Annotated in this window: 10 protein-coding genes and 1 riboswitch; all 10 genes read right to left on the bottom strand. The window is 26.5% G+C overall.

What is annotated here, in order from left to right; genetic code table 11:
* Complete coding sequence (thiF, locus tag QOZ93_RS02995) at window positions 1–819, bottom strand: sulfur carrier protein ThiS adenylyltransferase ThiF (protein WP_307355061.1); 819 nt, start codon at window positions 817–819, stop codon at window positions 1–3.
* A gap of 78 nt (window positions 820–897) precedes the next feature.
* Window positions 898–1,110, bottom strand: a complete 213-nt coding sequence (gene thiS / locus QOZ93_RS03000) for a sulfur carrier protein ThiS (protein ID WP_307355062.1) — start codon at window positions 1,108–1,110, stop codon at window positions 898–900.
* A 179-nt stretch (window positions 1,111–1,289) separates the two neighbouring features.
* Window positions 1,290–1,394, bottom strand: a riboswitch (TPP riboswitch).
* A gap of 261 nt (window positions 1,395–1,655) precedes the next feature.
* Window positions 1,656–2,849: a Wadjet anti-phage system protein JetD domain-containing protein gene (locus tag QOZ93_RS03005; RefSeq protein WP_307355063.1), complete on the bottom strand. Its 1,194-nt coding sequence runs from the start codon at window positions 2,847–2,849 to the stop codon at window positions 1,656–1,658.
* On the bottom strand, window positions 2,818–6,078 hold the full coding sequence (locus tag QOZ93_RS03010; protein ID WP_307355064.1) for an ATP-binding protein: 3,261 nt from the start codon (window positions 6,076–6,078) through the stop codon (window positions 2,818–2,820). The genes QOZ93_RS03005 and QOZ93_RS03010 overlap by 32 nt, the downstream gene beginning before the upstream one ends.
* A complete protein-coding gene (locus QOZ93_RS03015) occupies window positions 6,047–6,661 on the bottom strand; it encodes a DUF4194 domain-containing protein (protein WP_307355065.1) in 615 nt (204 codons plus the stop codon). Before QOZ93_RS03015 ends, QOZ93_RS03010 begins: the two co-directional genes overlap by 32 nt.
* Window positions 6,662–6,663: 2 nt before the next feature.
* Window positions 6,664–8,076: a Wadjet anti-phage system protein JetA family protein gene (locus QOZ93_RS03020; RefSeq protein ID WP_307355066.1), complete on the bottom strand. Its 1,413-nt coding sequence runs from the start codon at window positions 8,074–8,076 to the stop codon at window positions 6,664–6,666.
* Between the two features lie 507 nt (window positions 8,077–8,583).
* The gene (locus tag QOZ93_RS03025; protein WP_307355067.1) at window positions 8,584–9,177 is read right to left on the bottom strand and encodes an MBL fold metallo-hydrolase; all 594 of its coding nucleotides are present in this window, start codon (window positions 9,175–9,177) and stop codon (window positions 8,584–8,586) included.
* A gap of 149 nt (window positions 9,178–9,326) precedes the next feature.
* On the bottom strand, window positions 9,327–10,688 hold the full coding sequence (locus tag QOZ93_RS03030; protein WP_307355068.1) for an MATE family efflux transporter: 1,362 nt from the start codon (window positions 10,686–10,688) through the stop codon (window positions 9,327–9,329).
* Between the two features lie 54 nt (window positions 10,689–10,742).
* Window positions 10,743–11,453 carry a helix-turn-helix transcriptional regulator gene (locus tag QOZ93_RS03035; protein WP_307355069.1) on the bottom strand — a complete coding sequence of 237 codons (711 nt, stop codon included), beginning with the start codon at window positions 11,451–11,453 and terminating at the stop codon, window positions 10,743–10,745.
* A 204-nt stretch (window positions 11,454–11,657) separates the two neighbouring features.
* Complete coding sequence (locus tag QOZ93_RS03040) at window positions 11,658–17,603, bottom strand: NEAT domain-containing protein (protein ID WP_307355070.1); 5,946 nt, start codon at window positions 17,601–17,603, stop codon at window positions 11,658–11,660.
* Between the last annotated feature and the right edge of the window lie 518 nt (window positions 17,604–18,121).

Here is an 18,121-nt window from a genome sequence, read left to right on the forward strand (position 1 = left end):
TTAACTCTCCTCTTCTCCTAAAATAATTCTTAAGGCCATGTTTGCCATATGATTTGCACATATCGATACTCTTGGTGCCATCAGTCCTGAACCTTTCTTAGATCCATTTATTCCATCTCCGCAAATATAAAATTTACTTGTTATCTTTTTAGTAGTTATATCATTGGAGGAATAGAATCCTGCCATACCTGATGATGCTATAACTTTCTTATCCTTCATTTTAGTTAAAACTTCATTACATAAATCAGCCTTATACTTTGCCTTGTCAAAAGCTTCTATGATTATATCAACCGACTTAAATATTTCTTTTATATTATGTTTTTCTATTTTTTCTACTAAATCATCTACTTCTATAAAAGGATTTATATCTAAAATATGTTTTTTTAAAGCTTTAACTTTATATTCACCAATATCCTTAATAAAATATTGTTGTCTATTTAAATTAGAAGGTTCTACTATATCAAAATCCACAATTTTAATATATCCAACTCCAAGTCTAGCTAAGGATATGGCTATATTAGATCCAAGTCCTCCAGCACCAGCAATACCAATTTTAGCTTTTCTAACCTTTTCATGAACCTTTGAAGTATGCCTTAATATAAGTAATTTCTGTAATTCCTCTTTGGTTGGAGATTGTCCCTTTTTTATAAAAACAATTTTATCCCCTTGTTTTAATCTTTGATCCTCATTTAGTAAAGTCCCATTTAAAATAATTAAATCACTATTAGGTTTAATTTTCTCTTTAAGTTTAAAACAAGTTTCTCCTATTTCAATTGCTGTATCTTTTTCATTAACTTTAATAAGAAATTTTTCTCTCAACTATAAAACTCCTTTTATATAAGTCATCTTTTATTCCCCATGGTATCAATTATTACCTAAATTAAAGATTAAGTTTTATTAGCCTCCACCTACAAAGGATACAATTTCTATGGTATCATCATCTTCTAAGTTAATCTTTGAATAGTCTTCTTTTGCTATTATTTCTTTATTAAGTTCTACAACAACTTTTGATTCATTAACATTAAGCTTATTTAGTAAACTACTAATATTTTTAATTCCTTCACTTGAAAACTCTTTTCCATTAATCTTCATCTTTTCACCTTCTTTCAAAAAGAAAAACACCTAACTTTAATTTGCTAGGTGTTTATTAACATTCTATATAATTAAATTTAAAATTAATTGTGCTTTATTATTTGTATTTATAACTTTAAAACAACACTTTAAATAACAAATACTAATAAAAAAAGCTTGCAAAAAGCAAGCCAATTAATTCAAATATAATATTATAAACATTAATTAATTCGCTTCCCTACGATGGTATTAACCATATCAGGTTCTTAGAGTTAGGATTTTTGTCCCTCTCAGCCACATAAATGGCACCCCTAGCTATTTATTAAATTAATTACATTATATCACATATATTTACATATTCAATAAAAAAGTTATCTTGTAAAAGAAAAGATTTAAGTGTGTGTAACTTTATACACTAGATTTAATTTTAATTAAATTTTATCTAATGGTTATTTACTACTAAATCAAAAGTAGACCAAGATTTAGATCAAAATAGTATTGTTTTTATGAAGATGTTATTTTTGCATGTTATATGATTTAATCAACCAATATTTAAATCGAATAACTATTTGTAAGATATCATACTAAATATATAAATGCTCTTGTTCAAGTTTTGTATTTTCTTTTAACATATACTCAAAAACATTATAAAATTCCTTAAAACTTTCTTCCTTAAGCATTTCTTCTAACTTTCTCTTATCATTTTGTGTTAAATCCCTACAATAACTTCTTCCATTAATTAAAGTTTCTAAATTCATGTTATATGGAATAAAGTCTATAGAAGTTTTTTCTCTTAAATGTTTAAGTATCTTAAATCCCCCACAATCTATATCTCCGAAATGATAAAATTGCTTACCTTCATTATCCTTCTTTATCTTTTTAAGAAGCTCCCTTCTTGCATTATTGTGAAATCCTCCTAAGTATATACAAACAAAATCATCTTCATTAAATGTATTAAAAGTTGTTAGGTTTTCTATTGTTATTATCTTAGAAGTGTTTATCTCTATCTCTCTTATTTCATTTAAATCTTTTGAACTTATTCCTATGCCAAATTTTAGATCAACTATATCCAAAACCTTATTCTTTAGCTTTATTCTAGTATTTCCTTTGAAATAAACATAACTTGGATTGTTTAATATATTAAATTCTTCTAAGGTCAATGTTTCTTCGCCAGTAAAATCTTTTAATATTCTTAAAACCTTTCCTTCTATGGATTCAAATCTCTTTGAATCACTAAATACTCTTATTGAAAAATTTCTTTTAAATATCTCCTCTTCTTGATCTATAACATTCTTAAGAGCCTTTAGTATATTCTCACACTCTTCGATATTTTCTATATCTAAATATTTTTTTATAGAAGCTTTTTCTTCTAACTTATTTATCATTTCTATTGAAAATTTTTCTAGAACAAAACCTTCTTTTACATATTTTTTTAATAAATTAATGCACTCTTCTTCACGATTCTCCTTTGATTTTCTTTTCAATAGCTTGTAAGCATCATTGAGTTTATGTACATTTAAGTCTACTCTCTTTATAAGATGATTTTCGTATCCTTTACCCCAAATTATTTTGATAAGCTGGAGTTTTTCTAACTCTTTAGCACTTTGCTCTATTTCTTCTTTTTTTAAATAATTGTCTTCATCAAAATAATCTTTTATATTTTTAACTGTAAACTTAAATGATATCTTTCTTTCATTTAAAGAAGTCCCTTTGTATAAGGAACTTCTTTCATAAACATCTATTAAATTATTTAGTATCTTTTCCTTGTATTTTTTCATTACAATATCCCTCTATTAAACTATAATCTTCTCCCTTTATAACCAATAAAGTAGTATTTACAAAAGGAGCTATAGTATCTATTTTTTGTGGTGGTGATGCAATTATTAATTGTAATGGCACTCTATTGAAAAACTCCATCATAGCAACTATCCTGCTTTCATCCATTTTGTCAAAGGCCTCATCAAATAATATTAAACCTATTGGTTCGGAATTTGTTGGCATAGAGTAAAGCTGAACAAAGGAAGCTGCCATAGCCACATAATATGGTGTTTGAGTTTCCCCACCGCTTTTTTCCTTACAAACCTTTGAAAACAACGAATGTTCTCCATTAGAATGTTTGATTTTTATATCATAATTCATATAGGTTCTATAATCTGTAAAACGCTGTAGTTCTTTATCTTCACTTTCATTATCTATAGTTAACTTATCAAACAACTCTTCTAAGACTTCCTTATATTTATCCTCATATTGTTGAGTAAATAGTGTAAACCCTTCCCCTATATTTCTGTCATCCATTATCATATCATAATATCTATTTACCTTTGCATCCTTGCTCTTTTCTATCTTAAACTCATACTCTTCATTTCCAAACTTAACTCCTTGAAGAGCTCTATTTAATTCTTTAAATTCTTTTTTTGCCACGGTTATATTTTCATTTATTTTTGATATGAAGTGTTCTCTAAACTCTAACTCCGCTCTTTCCTTTGCTTTCTTTACATTGTCCTCATATTCTATGATAGTACTCTTTCTAAGCTTTTCAAGTTCCCCTAAAAAGATATCTACTCCTTCTTCTCCCGGTGCTGCTCCAAACTCATACTCTCTATTATAATCTCCTTGCAGCTCCTTTAACTTTTCTAGTCTATTTTGCCTTCTTGTTTCATTGTTATTTTTTGAGGTTGTGAAATTTATCTTTATAGTTTCTAGATTTTTAATTTTTCTTTCTGTCTCAACTCTTTTCTCTCCCTCTTCAAATACAATTGAGTCCTTTAAACTTTTTTCCTTTAAATCCTCTTCTTTATACTCTAGAGAATTAACCTTATGATTTAAGTTTTCTCTATCATATTTTATATCTGTTTCTAATGACCCTATGTTTTTAACTGCTTTGCTATATTCCTCTTTTAATCTGTCAATTTCTTTTTTAACTTCTTCTAGCTTAAAGGTTAGTTCCATGAAAGTACTATTATTGGATAAATATGCTTTTTCTTTTTTAAGAGATTCTAGTTCTAAAATTTCATTTTTCTCTTCTCTAACAACATAAGCCTCTTCGCTTATCTTTTCTAGGTTTATATCCTTTATAATATTTGTTACATTATCCAACTCCTTTTTCTTTGCTAATAAATTATCTATATCTTCTTTAAGTATTTTCCTTTTCTCTCTAAACTCCTCTAGTTGAATCTTATAAGCCTCTTCTCCTATATAAGGTCTTTTGTATATTTCCTTATCAATAGCCCTTGCCACATGATTTTGATAAACCATACAATCTGGTGTAATAGATGTTTTATATTCCTTAAGTTTATTAATGTCTTTTTCTCGTCTTACTTTTCCTAAAATCATATTGATAAATCTTTTACCATCTCTACTTTTAGATGTAACAACGGCAGCTAAAGAATTTATATCTACTTCATCATATTTATCTAGATTTAAGGTGTTTATAAGGCCTACTGAATGTATTCCTTTTTTCTTTACCAATCTATCATACTCAACAAGAGCTTTGTCAAAATTCTTTTCTTCAACTATAAGATAAAATCTTTGAGTGTTCAAATATCCTTCTACTGCATTTTTCCACTTTGGATCTGTAACCTCTAATACTTCACATAATATTTTAGGTTCATCCTTTATTCCTAAAGCTTTAAATTTAGCTACTATTTCTTCCTTCAAGATAATAACATTCTTAGGATACTGAAGGTTCCTCTTTTCTAATTCTTTTATGCTTTCTTCAACTTTCTGTAATTCTTCCTTTTGTTTCTTAATGTTTATTTCATAATTAAATGAATTTCTTAACTCTTCTTCTCTTTTTTCATCTAATTTCTTACTTAAATCCCTTGCAATCTTTATAAAGTTTTCTAACTTCCCATTAAGATCTTTAGTTAAATTTAAAAAGGTACTTATTCCTATTTTTTCAATCCCAAGATTTTCTAACTTTTGAAGCCTTCTTTCTTCTTCTCTTAATTTGTTAACAAAAGTTCTTTTACTACTTGCTAACCTTTGAATGTTAATTTCCTTTTCTGATATATTTTTATTTATATCTCTTAGTGCTAAATATTCCTCGTTAGTGTTTAAGGTTATTTGAAGGTTATCTTTTTTATTTTCGTTTTGTCTTATTAAATTATTTAATTCTTCCTGCTTTCTTTCCTCTAATAGTTTATTATTTTTACAACATTTTATCTTTTCTTCTAAAGCTTTTATCTCTTCCTTTAATATTTCTCTTTCCACTATATCAATAATAAAGGAATGAAGTTTTACGTTGCTGACTGCCCTTTCATATTCCCCATAGCTTTCTTTTATATTTTGAAGGTTTTCTATTCTTCTTCTAACATCATCCACCAGATTTTGACATTCATTGTAAGTTCTTATATTTTCCCTTAGATTATCTATACTAAGGGCCTTTTCTTCTAATATATACTGATAAACAAAGTCCTTAACATCTGTAATAGGTTTAAATGCAAGAGCCTTTGGCAATAAGCTATTAAACTTATCCCCTATTCTACCAAGCTTATTTAGAAAATCCTTTCTTGCATCACCATAGTTAGTATATGATTGAATGCTTTTATTCCTATGGGTAGCTTTAAATTTAGATATATCTAAAGGAACTCCATTAAATGTATAACTTAAATCCTTTATTCTATGCTTTTCTATTCTGTAAAACATAACCTTTTCAGAGGTTTCAGAGGATGAATCAATAACAGCACCTATGATAAAATAATTTTTTCTGTTTTCTTCATAAAATTCTAGAGCCACATGAGAGGTTACATCTCCTGTCCTTAAATATTCACTTTCTTCTCTTCCTGTCTTATATCTTACATAACCTGTAAGTTTTCTCTTTGACTCTTCATTGGCAGCTTTATTAAAATTATATTTACTACAAGTCAAAACAAATTGTATAGCATCTAATATAGTAGATTTTCCTGCTCCATTTTCACCAGAAAGCAATACCGAATTCTTTATCTCTATAGTTTCATCTACAAAAGCATGCCAATTAATAAGCCTCATCGCTGTTAACTTCTTCATCTTCTTTTATCTCCTTTCTCTTATAAGTATTTAACTTTTCATATACCTTTGTTATATCCTCCATTCTTAATGCCATAAGGATAGAAGGATATATTATAATTCTTGAATCTCCTAAGGTCATATTGGAATCTAAGTTTTGAACTATATTGTACCTTTTTAAAACTCTTAAGCTGTCTAAAAGCTTTGTTTTATCAATTATTTTATCTTGAAATTCTAAAGCTATAAACTTTTCTTGTATCTCTGATACCTGAACCATTATATCCTCTGTAAGACTTAGTTCCTCCATTTTTTCATAGTAAAGTATTCTAAGAATCAAAAGTAAGATGCTATCTATAAGCTTAAGATTAACCTTGTTTGAATTATTCTTATTTACAAGCTGAGCAACTCCGATGGTTTTATTTAATTCTATCTCATAGTCTAATAAACTTAGGTATTCATTTAAAGCTTCCAAATTGCTTTCTATAAAATAATAATCACCTTTTGTTTCTTCTTTTTTCTTACATATAAAACATACACTTAAAAGCTTATTGCATACTTTTTTAAAACTTTCCTTGTTCCTTATATTAAACTGCTCTACCTTCAAGTTTACTTCCTCCAGATCTCAAAGTTTTTGTAACTATATCCATCATTATTTATTATATCTTCTCTTTTTTTAATACTATATTTTGCAAGTATAGATGTTCCATATAGCCTTATGTATATAATCTTGATAAAGTCTTCTACTGAATTAATCTTTATATCTCCTGCATATATCATAGATTTATCTTGTAATAGTTCTAAAGTTATCTTATTAACCTTTTCCAAAGTATATTTTTTCTCCTGTTTTTTTCTAAATTGAACAATCTTTTTTTCTCTTTCTTCTTTGGATATGTTCTTTAAGGTTAATTTTTTTGGTGCAAAAGATTTTTTTCCTTCATTTGAAGTATAAAAAGAAGTTTCATCGATATATCCATGGGTATATAATGTGAATAAATCCATAATTTCATCTATTGCATCATCAGTAAGCTTCATTTCAGCCGCCTTATAACTATCTGCTGCAAACTGTAATATTCGCTTTACCTGTCCTACTAAATCTCTTGAATTATTTAATAAAAACTTAGCTCTTGTTACTGCTACTCTCTGATATTTTGTGTTTTTGCTATCTATTTGCTCCATGATATCATCTAAATTATTAAAAGCATATATAATATTCTGTACGATTGTTATAACCTTATCTCTTCCTTCTTCTAGTTCTTTTAAATTTTCTTCCTCCATGAAAAACTTTGCTGCATCCTCTACAAAATTATTGTCATAACTTAATTCTTCTAATTTAGAAATAATTTTAGGTCTATATTTTGATATATTATCTGAAGTCCTAAGTCTATGATAGGACTTATCTATTATATTTATCATATAATCCTTAAAGAGAACCTCCATTATTTCTTCAGGTGTTTGCTTTTTTGTTAAGTTATCTATGTACTTCTTTATATTTGCATTTAGAGTTTTTAATGCTCCAATTACTTCCTTGGTATTTTCAAAAACTTGCTTTAACAATACCCCATTATTTATGTTTTCTGTAGAATATAATAAATGATATATAGATATGATATTTCCTTGATATTCTAAGGTTTCTTTGTTTATAATTTTCTTTAAGGCATCTATTATAACTACTGCATAATCATTAAAGTTAATTATTTCTTTATAATTATCTGTAATCTCTTTGTAAAACCATCCATAATCTATTAACTTTCTAACTAAGATATTAGCTTTATCCTTAAAGCTTAAATAGTTTTCTCCTATCTCCTCATTTAAGTTTTCTATATTTCTATCTTTTAATAAAGATTCTATTTCGTCCACCAATATTTCTCTATCTATGCCATAAGATAATCCATTTTGTACTAATTTATAAGCAATAAAAATAACTTCAGCATATAAATACCTATTTGTAGAAGCTAAAGGAGAAAATAAATTATTAGGTATTACATTAAATAAGTGTTTACTAATACTATCACCACCCAAAACAAATTTTTATGTCTACTACATTATTAAATAATCATTTATATCCATATTAAATTTTTAAAACATGTTTTTGTTTTTCATTACCTTTATTGATTCCACAATGGTGTATATAACATTGTGCCATTTTTTTACTCCATGCTCATAAATTATACATATGACCATTATACTTGTGATAAAGTAGTTATTCAATAATAACTACTTTATCACAGCTTACTTTCTCTATTATAGACAAAGTTTCTATTGAGAAGGAATTCTCACAATTTGGTGCTTCTATTTTTCTTATATAACTCCTGCTCATACACATTTTATCTGATAGTACTTTTTAAGATAATTCTAGTTAGTTTAAAAATGTAATTGAGGTAGATGGAAAGTATCAATATAACCTTAAAGATAAAAATGGTAAAGATATTATCCGGTGAAATTTACAAATCAGTAAAAATAGCCTTCTATGATCTTTAATTTATCATAGAAAGCTATTTTTCCACTTTTTTAAACACATTCTGTTATTTATAAGTCTATATTCATTCCATCATAAGCAAAAAATATATTGTCATATTCTTTCTGTAATTTTATATAATCATCGTATGATTTTCCCCAATCTTCTTCTAAGTGCGTAACAATTACTTTTTTTATATTATATTTATTTTTAATATCTTCTATTTCCTTCATGCTAAATAATTCTTGTCTAAGACTATTATCTTTTTCTAAAACAAAACCATCTTTTAAAACATCTCCCACAAAGGTATTTCCTATTATCATTATATCTGCATTATTTAAAGTATTATTATGTGGAAATGGTTTTACATCACAAGGTGCATAAATAAGTTTCTTTCCGTTTTCTTCAAAGACAAATATTGTAGCTATACCTACTTTTATAAAGCTTATTTTTATATATCCAAGACAAATAAAATCCTCAACTATCTCCCTTTTTATTAAATTTCTTATTTTTTCATAATAATCAAGAAAAGAACCATATTTTGAACATATACAATTTAAATCTTGCATCACATGTTCCATAGCTAATACTCTAATAAGATTTGTGCATTCTTTTCCTATAGATATATCATTCCAATTCAACCTCAATTGTTCAAAAACTCTCATGCCAAATAAACTTCATATATAAATTCCTCCTCATTTACTATATAACATCTTATTCATACTCTTAAAAATCATTTATTATATTTAATTTTCAATAACTCCACTTGGTGATTCAAATTTCAAAAATCGTGTACCTTGAAAAGTTAAATGTATTATTCTTTTAATCTTAAATCCTTAGATGTCTTTTTAAAAAGTATTACTGCAACAATTGTAGATAATATATCTGCCAATGGTATTACTAAAAAGATAGAAAATATAGGTGTAATTCCAATATCTATTTTTGAAAAAACAATTGGGAATATTATTATAAATGGAATAACAGAAAATACCTGCCTTATAAGTCCTAATAAAATTGCTTGAACTTCTCTATTTGTAACTTGTAAAAGAGTCATAATTGTATAAAGTATACCTACAAAAGGAAAAGTTATAAAAATTACACGTATAATCTTAATAGCTACTCTATGTATTTCTGATGTCACTCCAAAAATATATAACATTTTATCTCCCATAAGAAAAGTACCAACTGTAGCAATTATTCCATAGATCATACAATAAATAATTGTTGATTTAATAGTTTTTGATTTTTTTTCATCTTCCTTATGTCCATTAAAATATGAAATAATGGTTTGCACTCCTTGAGTTATTCCTACAATAGGCATTAAAATAAATATATATAATTTTTGTGATACATTCCATGCTGCTATATATGTTGATCCACCCAAACTAAGTAAACGATTATTTATTAAGAATCCCGTAAAGCTAGACAACATTTGTATAACCGTTTGTGCTGCACCAATTTTAAACAAATCAAAAGCCATGTTTATAAATTCTCTTTTTCTAAATGCATACCCTCCAAATAACAGCTTTTTTCTATATAGCCATATCATAGAAAAAACAGAACCAAAAACTTCTGAAATTAATGTTCCAATTGACAATCCCACAATTCCCATTGAAAATCCAAAAGTAAATACAGAATTAAAAATAATATTAACTACAACGGCTAAAGTGATAATAATAGCTTCTATCTTTGGATATCCGAATGCACGAATACAACTTGTAAGTGTGTACCCTATAGCACTAAATATATTACTAACTAACTGTATTTTTAAATATTGATTTGCTAGATGTAATACTTGTCCCTTTGCACCTAATATGGAAAGTATAGGATTTAAAAATATATAAGATACCAAAGATGTTAATATTGATATTAACATAGTCATAGAAAATCCACATAAAAAATATTTGTTTAAAATCTTCCTATTATTTAAATACTTTGCGATCATTATAGCCGTAGAAATTGCAAATAAAGTTTGTATAGCCGTAAAAATAGTAAGTATGGTGGATATAAGTCCCATTGCTGTAAGAGCATTGGCACTTTTAATTCCTAAATGCCCTGCAAAAGCTGTATCAACTACAGATGTAAGAACTTCTACAATCAATGATAAAATTGCCGGAACAGAAAAAATAAAAATTAATTGTTTTATTGATTTTTGATCATAAATATTTTCCTTCATTTGTTTCACCTCATATAAAAGTATAACAGGCAAACAAGACACATTTTGTCTAGTTTACCTGTTAATTTTCTCATTCTTTTTATATGGAATGAAATCTCGAGTAAAAGTGCTTGTTGTAGGTTTCGTATCCTTAATTGATTTTACAGGAATTAAATGATATTCACTATCAAAACAGTATAGATATAAACCCTTTGGCTTTAATACATAACTAATTGGAGCAATCTTTATTTTATTACCATGTAAAAAAAGTTCTAAAAATACATCTTCATTCATACATGTATTAATATTTTTGCAAGTTTCCGTTTGCATATTAATTTTTTCACTTACTAAGTCACATACAAAGTATTCTTCCGCATCACTCTCTAATATTCCAACAAGTTCTGGTTCAATCATACAAAGCTTTTTTAAAATTTTTTCCTTACATTGTTCATTACCAAAACTCTCAAATGCAGTTAATGCAAAAATAATATCTTGAATATCCTCATTGGTAAAAAAACTAGTGGAAAGTTTATATTTTTCATTAATAGATATTCCTCCATATTTTCCTTGTTTACATTGAACTGGTACCCCCATAGATGAAAGACGATTAATGTCTCTTTCAATAGTTTTTGTACTTACTTCAAATTTTTCTGCAAGTTGTTTATATGTTGAATTTTTATTCTTTAATAAAAAAATTAAAACCTCTAATTGTCTACTTTTAATCATTTTTACCTCTTCTCTTTGTGTTAATCTATTGATTCCCTCTTGAGGATATTTTATATTCATGGTATTAAAAAATCAATTAAATCTTTAATTTCCAAGTTTACTTATCACTATGTTCAAATTATTCTGAGCTTATCAAAAATAATACACTTTAACTTGCCACTTCTTTGAGTTCTTTGTAAGTTTTTAACGTTTAGCTGAAATTTCCTTATTAAATAAGAATGCCTATACATTGGATTTTACTCAAACATATAGGCATTTATTAACTTATTTTTTTATTTTTTTTCTTAATGCAATTCCCAAACCAGATAAAATAGTTCCCATACTTGCTAAAATTCCTGTATTAATAGGAAGTCCTGTCTGTGGTAATTTTTTATCCGTTGAAATTTTTTCATTATCTTTATTTTCATTTTTTACAGTCTGTTCTGGTTTTTTACTTGATTTTAATTCAATATGATTTTTTACTGCTGAGGTCTTTTTATTATGTGAATCTTCTTCATTTGTATATATATGTTCTTTATTATTAATATTATCTTCTTTTACATCATTATTGCCATCTTCTTTATTATTGTTATCTTCTTTAACGTTATTGTTGTCATCCTTGGTATTATTATCTTTATCTTCTTTAATATCATTATCTTTTGATAATGTTGATTTATCTAAAGATTTATTTACCAAGTCATTTTTTAAGTTAACTATGGCTTGGATTTTTTCATTAGGTTTATTACTATCAAAAGTTACTAATTCTACTTTTGAGTTTATGTTTGGCAATTTAAATTCTACTACTTGTTTATTATTGTCTTTTTTACTTTCAGTTTTTATTTCAGGTGATGCCATTAACTCTATTCTATCCTTAAAAATTTCCGTAACATCTACTTGTTTTCCATCTACAAATACTTTTGAATTAAAAGCATACTTACCTGTTAGTTCCATTCTAACTATAACATCTTTTTCCTTTGTTACAGTTACATCTGTTTTTATTTCAAGATTTTCTTTTATAAGTTTTTCTTGTTCTTTGTTTTTACATTTTATTGTAGATTGTACATTTTTGTAATTTCCTGATTTTAAGTTATTGTTTTCTACTACTTTTAATATCTTAGCGTTAATATCTTTATCTTCTTTTATGTTATCCTTCTTGTCTTGATTATTTTCTTCTTTTTTCTTTTCTTGCTCTATATTATCTTGATTTTGGTTTTCTTTCTCTTTTTCAACTGGTTTTTCTTCTTTATTAGAAATGTTTTCTGTACTCTCTGGTTTTGTACTTGGTTTTTCACTGCTTGCAGATGTTGATGCTTGTGAATCTTGTTCCTTTGCCAATCTAAATGCTACTCTTGCATTACCCATTGGAACTACATTCATTCTCATCATTACTTCTGTATTTTCGCTTTCTACTTCAAATGTAAATTCTCCAATATTCCCATTTATTTTCTTTTCAGCTTCTACTTCTTTTCCGCCTACTTCTATTGCTATATTCTTCATCCAATCCATTCTATTTAGTGTTACTGTGAAATATTTCTTGCCATCTTTTTCTGTGTATTTTACTATTTTTTCTAAGTATTCTCCAGCCATTGATGGTTCATTTGAATTTTCTTTTAATGCCTTAACTTGTATTTCTTTTTGTACTTCTGATTTTGTAGTTGGTATTTCCTTATCTTTTGGGTTCGTAGGTTTTGTATCTGGATTTTCACTAATATTTTCATTTACTATCGCTTTCGCATAGGCAACATCTGTGCATACATATGTAGGTGACCCAAATGATACTGCTTCTAACTTCTTTAGTATTCTATATTCATCTCCATTTTTCATTTTTGAATCTTTTATAGAATCAGAATGATCATTTTCATTATAATTAGTTATTTCTTTTATGGTTATATAATTTCCATTTATATCTTTCTTTTGAATTTTAGTTATAATTTGTGGTTCTGTCCATCCTTTTTTTAGAAAATCTATAGCAGTTTTACCACCTAATTGTTTTTTGTATTCATCTAAGTTTTTTGGTACTTTTTTTGTATTAAATGAATTAGCAATTCTCCACCATGCCATCATATCTACAGATGAAATATCTTGGCTCCAAGCTATCTCCCCATTTTTGGCATTAAGTTTTAAATTTAATGCTTGTTTTTGTGGAGAATTAGTGAACCATATCTTTCCTTTCGATGGATCTGGTAAGTTAGGAACTATTTTCAATTTATTAAGTGAACAATTTAATGTCTTATTTTCAGGCATTAACTCCCATATATTTAACGGTATCTTTGTTAATTGGTTATCTTTAATTTCAAACATAGTCAACTTATTTAAACTTTTATATACTTCTTCTGGTATTTCTTCTATATAATTTGTTCCTAAATCAAGCCATGTTAAATTCTTTAAATTAGATAGTTCTTTTGGTATCACTCTTAACTGATTTTTATTTAAATTTAAAGTTTTAATATTATCTAATTTAAATATACTTTTTGGTATTTTAGATATGCCTGTTTCCGCTAGAGATAAATACTCTAAATTTTTAAGCTTATCAAATATATTATCATCAATTTTATTTAAAGATAATCTCATATTATATATACTTAACTCTTTTAACTTAGTTAATCTATCAAAAATACCTTCTGGTAACTCTGTAAAATCATTCATTCCTATATGAAGTTCTGTAAGTTCTGTTAATTTATCAAAAATACCTTTAGGTAGTTTCTTGATATAATTTCCATGTATATCTAATTTCTTTAATTTTGTTAAATTATCAAATACCCCCTCTGGAAGCTCGGTTATTTCATTTCCTACTAGATCAAGTGAAGTTACATTTTTTCCCAAAAACTGTAATCTAGAAATATCTTTTATTCCTTTTCTTGCTAAGTTTACTTCTCCCTCCGCAAGTGCTAATTCTTCATTTGTAACAATTCCATCTCCATCTTTATCTAATTTAGCGTCCACTAATGCTTTATTAAATTGCTTATCATCATCAATTTTTTTATGATCCTCATCAAAGCCATTCCACTCTTTTAAATTATCCTTATCAAATACAAACATAACTTTTCTATACCTATCAAAATTTCCAATATCACTAATAAGTCCGCCCATTGGTCCTACTAAAACACAACCTTCATGTTCTAAATCTATATCTGAAATATTCACTTCAAATGTTTTAAATGGGTATTGTCCCTTTGGTGTTAACTTTCCATATCCCTTTGCTATACTTTCTGGAAATTTTCCGTTACTTTCTATACGAAAATCATATAATCCATCAGCAAAACAAATATTTAATAATGTTATTTTCATTTTTCCATCTTTAACTTCTAACTTAGCCTTCTTATCAAAGAAGTTATTTAACATGGAGGTTTCCTTTCTATCTTCTACCTTGTATGCGGTAAATCCAATAGAATATGTTCCATCCTTTATTTTATCTTTTACTACTTCTTTTGAAGTTTCTTCACTTGCTACTTTAACTTCTGCCATTTGTCCTAATAAATATGAAAATTCCTCATAAGTAGCTCCATTTACTTTTTTTAATATTCTATATTGATTTTTTTCATTTACACTACTCTCTTCATAAGTTCCAGTATTATTATCTTCTTTATCTTTAAAAGTTTTTATAGTTACATACTTTCCATCAGCATTTTTCTTTTGGATATCTGTTACAACTTCCCACATTAATCCTTCTTTTTTCAATACATCTCCCGCTGTCTTTGCACCATTTTCAGCTAAATATTGTTTATATTCTTTAACATTTTTAATATTTTTTGAGTTTCTATCTACAGCTCTTTGCCAACATAACATATCTAAAACAGAAAGATCACTTTTCCAAGTTATTTTATTATTTTTAACTTGTGCTTTAAAATTTGTAAATGATTTTTGAGGATATACCTTTTTCATAACATCATCTTCAAAATTAGGCATATTTATAACGTTATTCAATATTATTTCACTACTAATCCCATTAAGATTAAACATTTTAGCCATATCTTTAGGTACTTCTTTTAATTCATTATCTCTAAGGTTTAGAGTTTTTATATTATTATTTTTTCTTATATTTTCATAAAATTCATTGTCTATTTTATTGATAAAATTATGTTGTGAATCAATAACTCTTAATTTTTTTAAATTGCTTAATTCTTTTGGTAGTTCTTCTAACATATTTTCACTTATATATAAAGATTCTAAATTGTTTAACTCAAATATTGCTTTTGGTATATGTGATAATTTATTTCCTACTAAACTTAAAGTTCTTAAATTCTTTAAGTTTTTAAATATTCCATCTGGTAATTCTTCTATATTACATTCTCTTATTGATAATTCCTCTAAATTTTCTAGATTTTTAAATAATTCTTCTGGTAAATCTTTAAGATTATTTTCAGATATATCTAAATTTCTAAGTTTAGTTAATTTATCAAATATATTATTCGGTAAACTTTTTATTTCATTATGAGTTAAAGATAATTTTTCTACATTAATAATATTATCAAAGGTTCCTTCTTTTATATCTGATATCTCATTAAAACCTAAATTTAATTCTGTAACCTTTGAACCTAAATTTTTTAATCTAGTAATATCTTTAATTCGTTTAGAATTTAATTCTAAACCATATGCAGCTTGTTTTATTTCTTCATCAGTTACTATTCCATCATTATCCTTATCTAAATGCGCTGCTACTAATGCATCATTAAATAATTCGTCACTAGTCTTGACTTCTCTTTTTTCTTCAAAACCTTTCCATCCCTCTACTAGTTCATCATTAAAAGTAAGTTTCGCAATCTTATATTTGTCCATATGTCCTTTATCAATAAGTTTTCCACCCATTCCTGTTACAAGTACTGCACAATTATGTGGATTGCTTAAGTCTGAAACTTCAACTTCTATAGTTTTCATCTTATCAACAGTTTTTCCCTTTGGACTAGTATAATAAGTTAACTTAGCTGGAATATACTTTCCTTCACTTTCAAATCTAACATCAATTAACATATCTGCCATAACTTTATGTAAAAATGTTAATTTTATTTTTCCTTCTTTTACTTCTACTTTTACATTATGATCTAAAAATCCACCAAGCATAGATGTATCATTAGGGTTGTCTACTTTATTTGCCTTAAATCCTACAGTATATATACCATCTGCTATATTATGTTTAGGCTTTCCACTAACTTCACTACCTGTTTGAGTATCAATTTTTATTCCTTCTTCTTGTTTTATAATATTAATTGTCTCACTCTTTTTATTTACCTCTATTCTTAAGTCATTATGTCCTTTTGACTTAAAGATAAGCATATTTTCTCCTTGCTTAAATGCTGAGGGATTTAATTCTAACCCCATTGAACCGAAGTAAAAAGTTTCTTTTTTTTCTGCTGAATCAGCTTTTTTATAAGTAACTCCATTTACTTCTATTCCATTGAAATTTTTCATATAAATAGCCATGTTAGGATCGTATGATGGTTTTTCAAATTCTACTCTGTATTTTTCAAAATCCCCATAAAACTTTCCAAATTTTATAGAAGTAATTTGTGATATATTAGTTACTTTTTCCCACTTAATTTTTAGACTTCCTTCAGTTTTCTCTTTTTTTTCACTGTTTTGAACTATATCAGTTTCTTTATCCTTTTGCTTATCCTTAGGTTGGGTATCTTCTTTTTTAGGTTTACCTTGATCAGTAATTGTAGTTTCTGGAATTAATCTGAATGTAACTCTTGCATTTCCCATTGGCTCAACATTCATATGCATTAAAATTTTAGAGTTTAAATTTTTTATTTCAAATCTTATTTTTCCTATCTCTTTTCCTTTTCCATCGTTTTTTTTCTTCTTACTTATCTCTAATTCTTCAACCTTTACTTCTTGTCCATCATTTATAGATGCAGTTATATTGCTCATCCAATCTAAACTATCTATTGATAAAACTAAATATTGTTTTCCATTACTAACTTCATGTTCAACTTTTTCTATATATCCTCCTGCCATAGAAACATCATCTGATTTCTCTTTTAATACTTTTACCTTTATTTCATCAATTTTATGATTAGATTTTTTTATACTCTCGTTTACGCTTAAATTGCTAAATTTATAAGTTCCATTTTTAATCGATTGATCTATATTTTTACATATAGCTTTTGCCTCTATTTGAGATATATTTTTGTTAATGGGATTAGCATGTACCATCATAGGTACTCCCCCTACAATGATCATTGCTGTAGTTGCGACGCCTACTCCCTTATTTATCTTCTTTATCATATTCATATATATTTTACCTCCGACTCCAATTTATATATATAAATTATACAACAATTGAAAATGATATTCAATTACATTTTGTATTGATTATCATTTTCTTTCATTTTTTTATCATTATAACGTTACTTTTCTAATTTTCACTGTATAAATTATCTTTTCATTACATCATAGGTAAATAGCATTATATAGCTAGTAAATTCTATTATTATCGTATTTTATACATAAAAATAACCCTCACTATTAGTAAGAGTCATTTTTCATAAATTTAATTCATATAAAATTTCTCACTAGTGTTTAATTTTTAGAAAGTATTTCTATTGACAATTATACTATGTTTAGTTTTTATAACTAATTTCCTAGATTAATATGTACTAGAATAATATTCTAAGAATAAAAGGCAGACTTATCTAAATAGCGATAGCTTATGGGGGTTTATAGTTTTTTAGTTATAATTATCCACTTAGCCACTTTTGCCACGAAAATAGAATATTATCTATTAATTTTGTGAGAGAATGTTTTATTAA

Source organism: Hathewaya limosa (genome assembly GCF_030815255.1).
Classification (GTDB): Bacteria; Bacillota; Clostridia; order Clostridiales; family Clostridiaceae; genus Hathewaya; species Hathewaya limosa.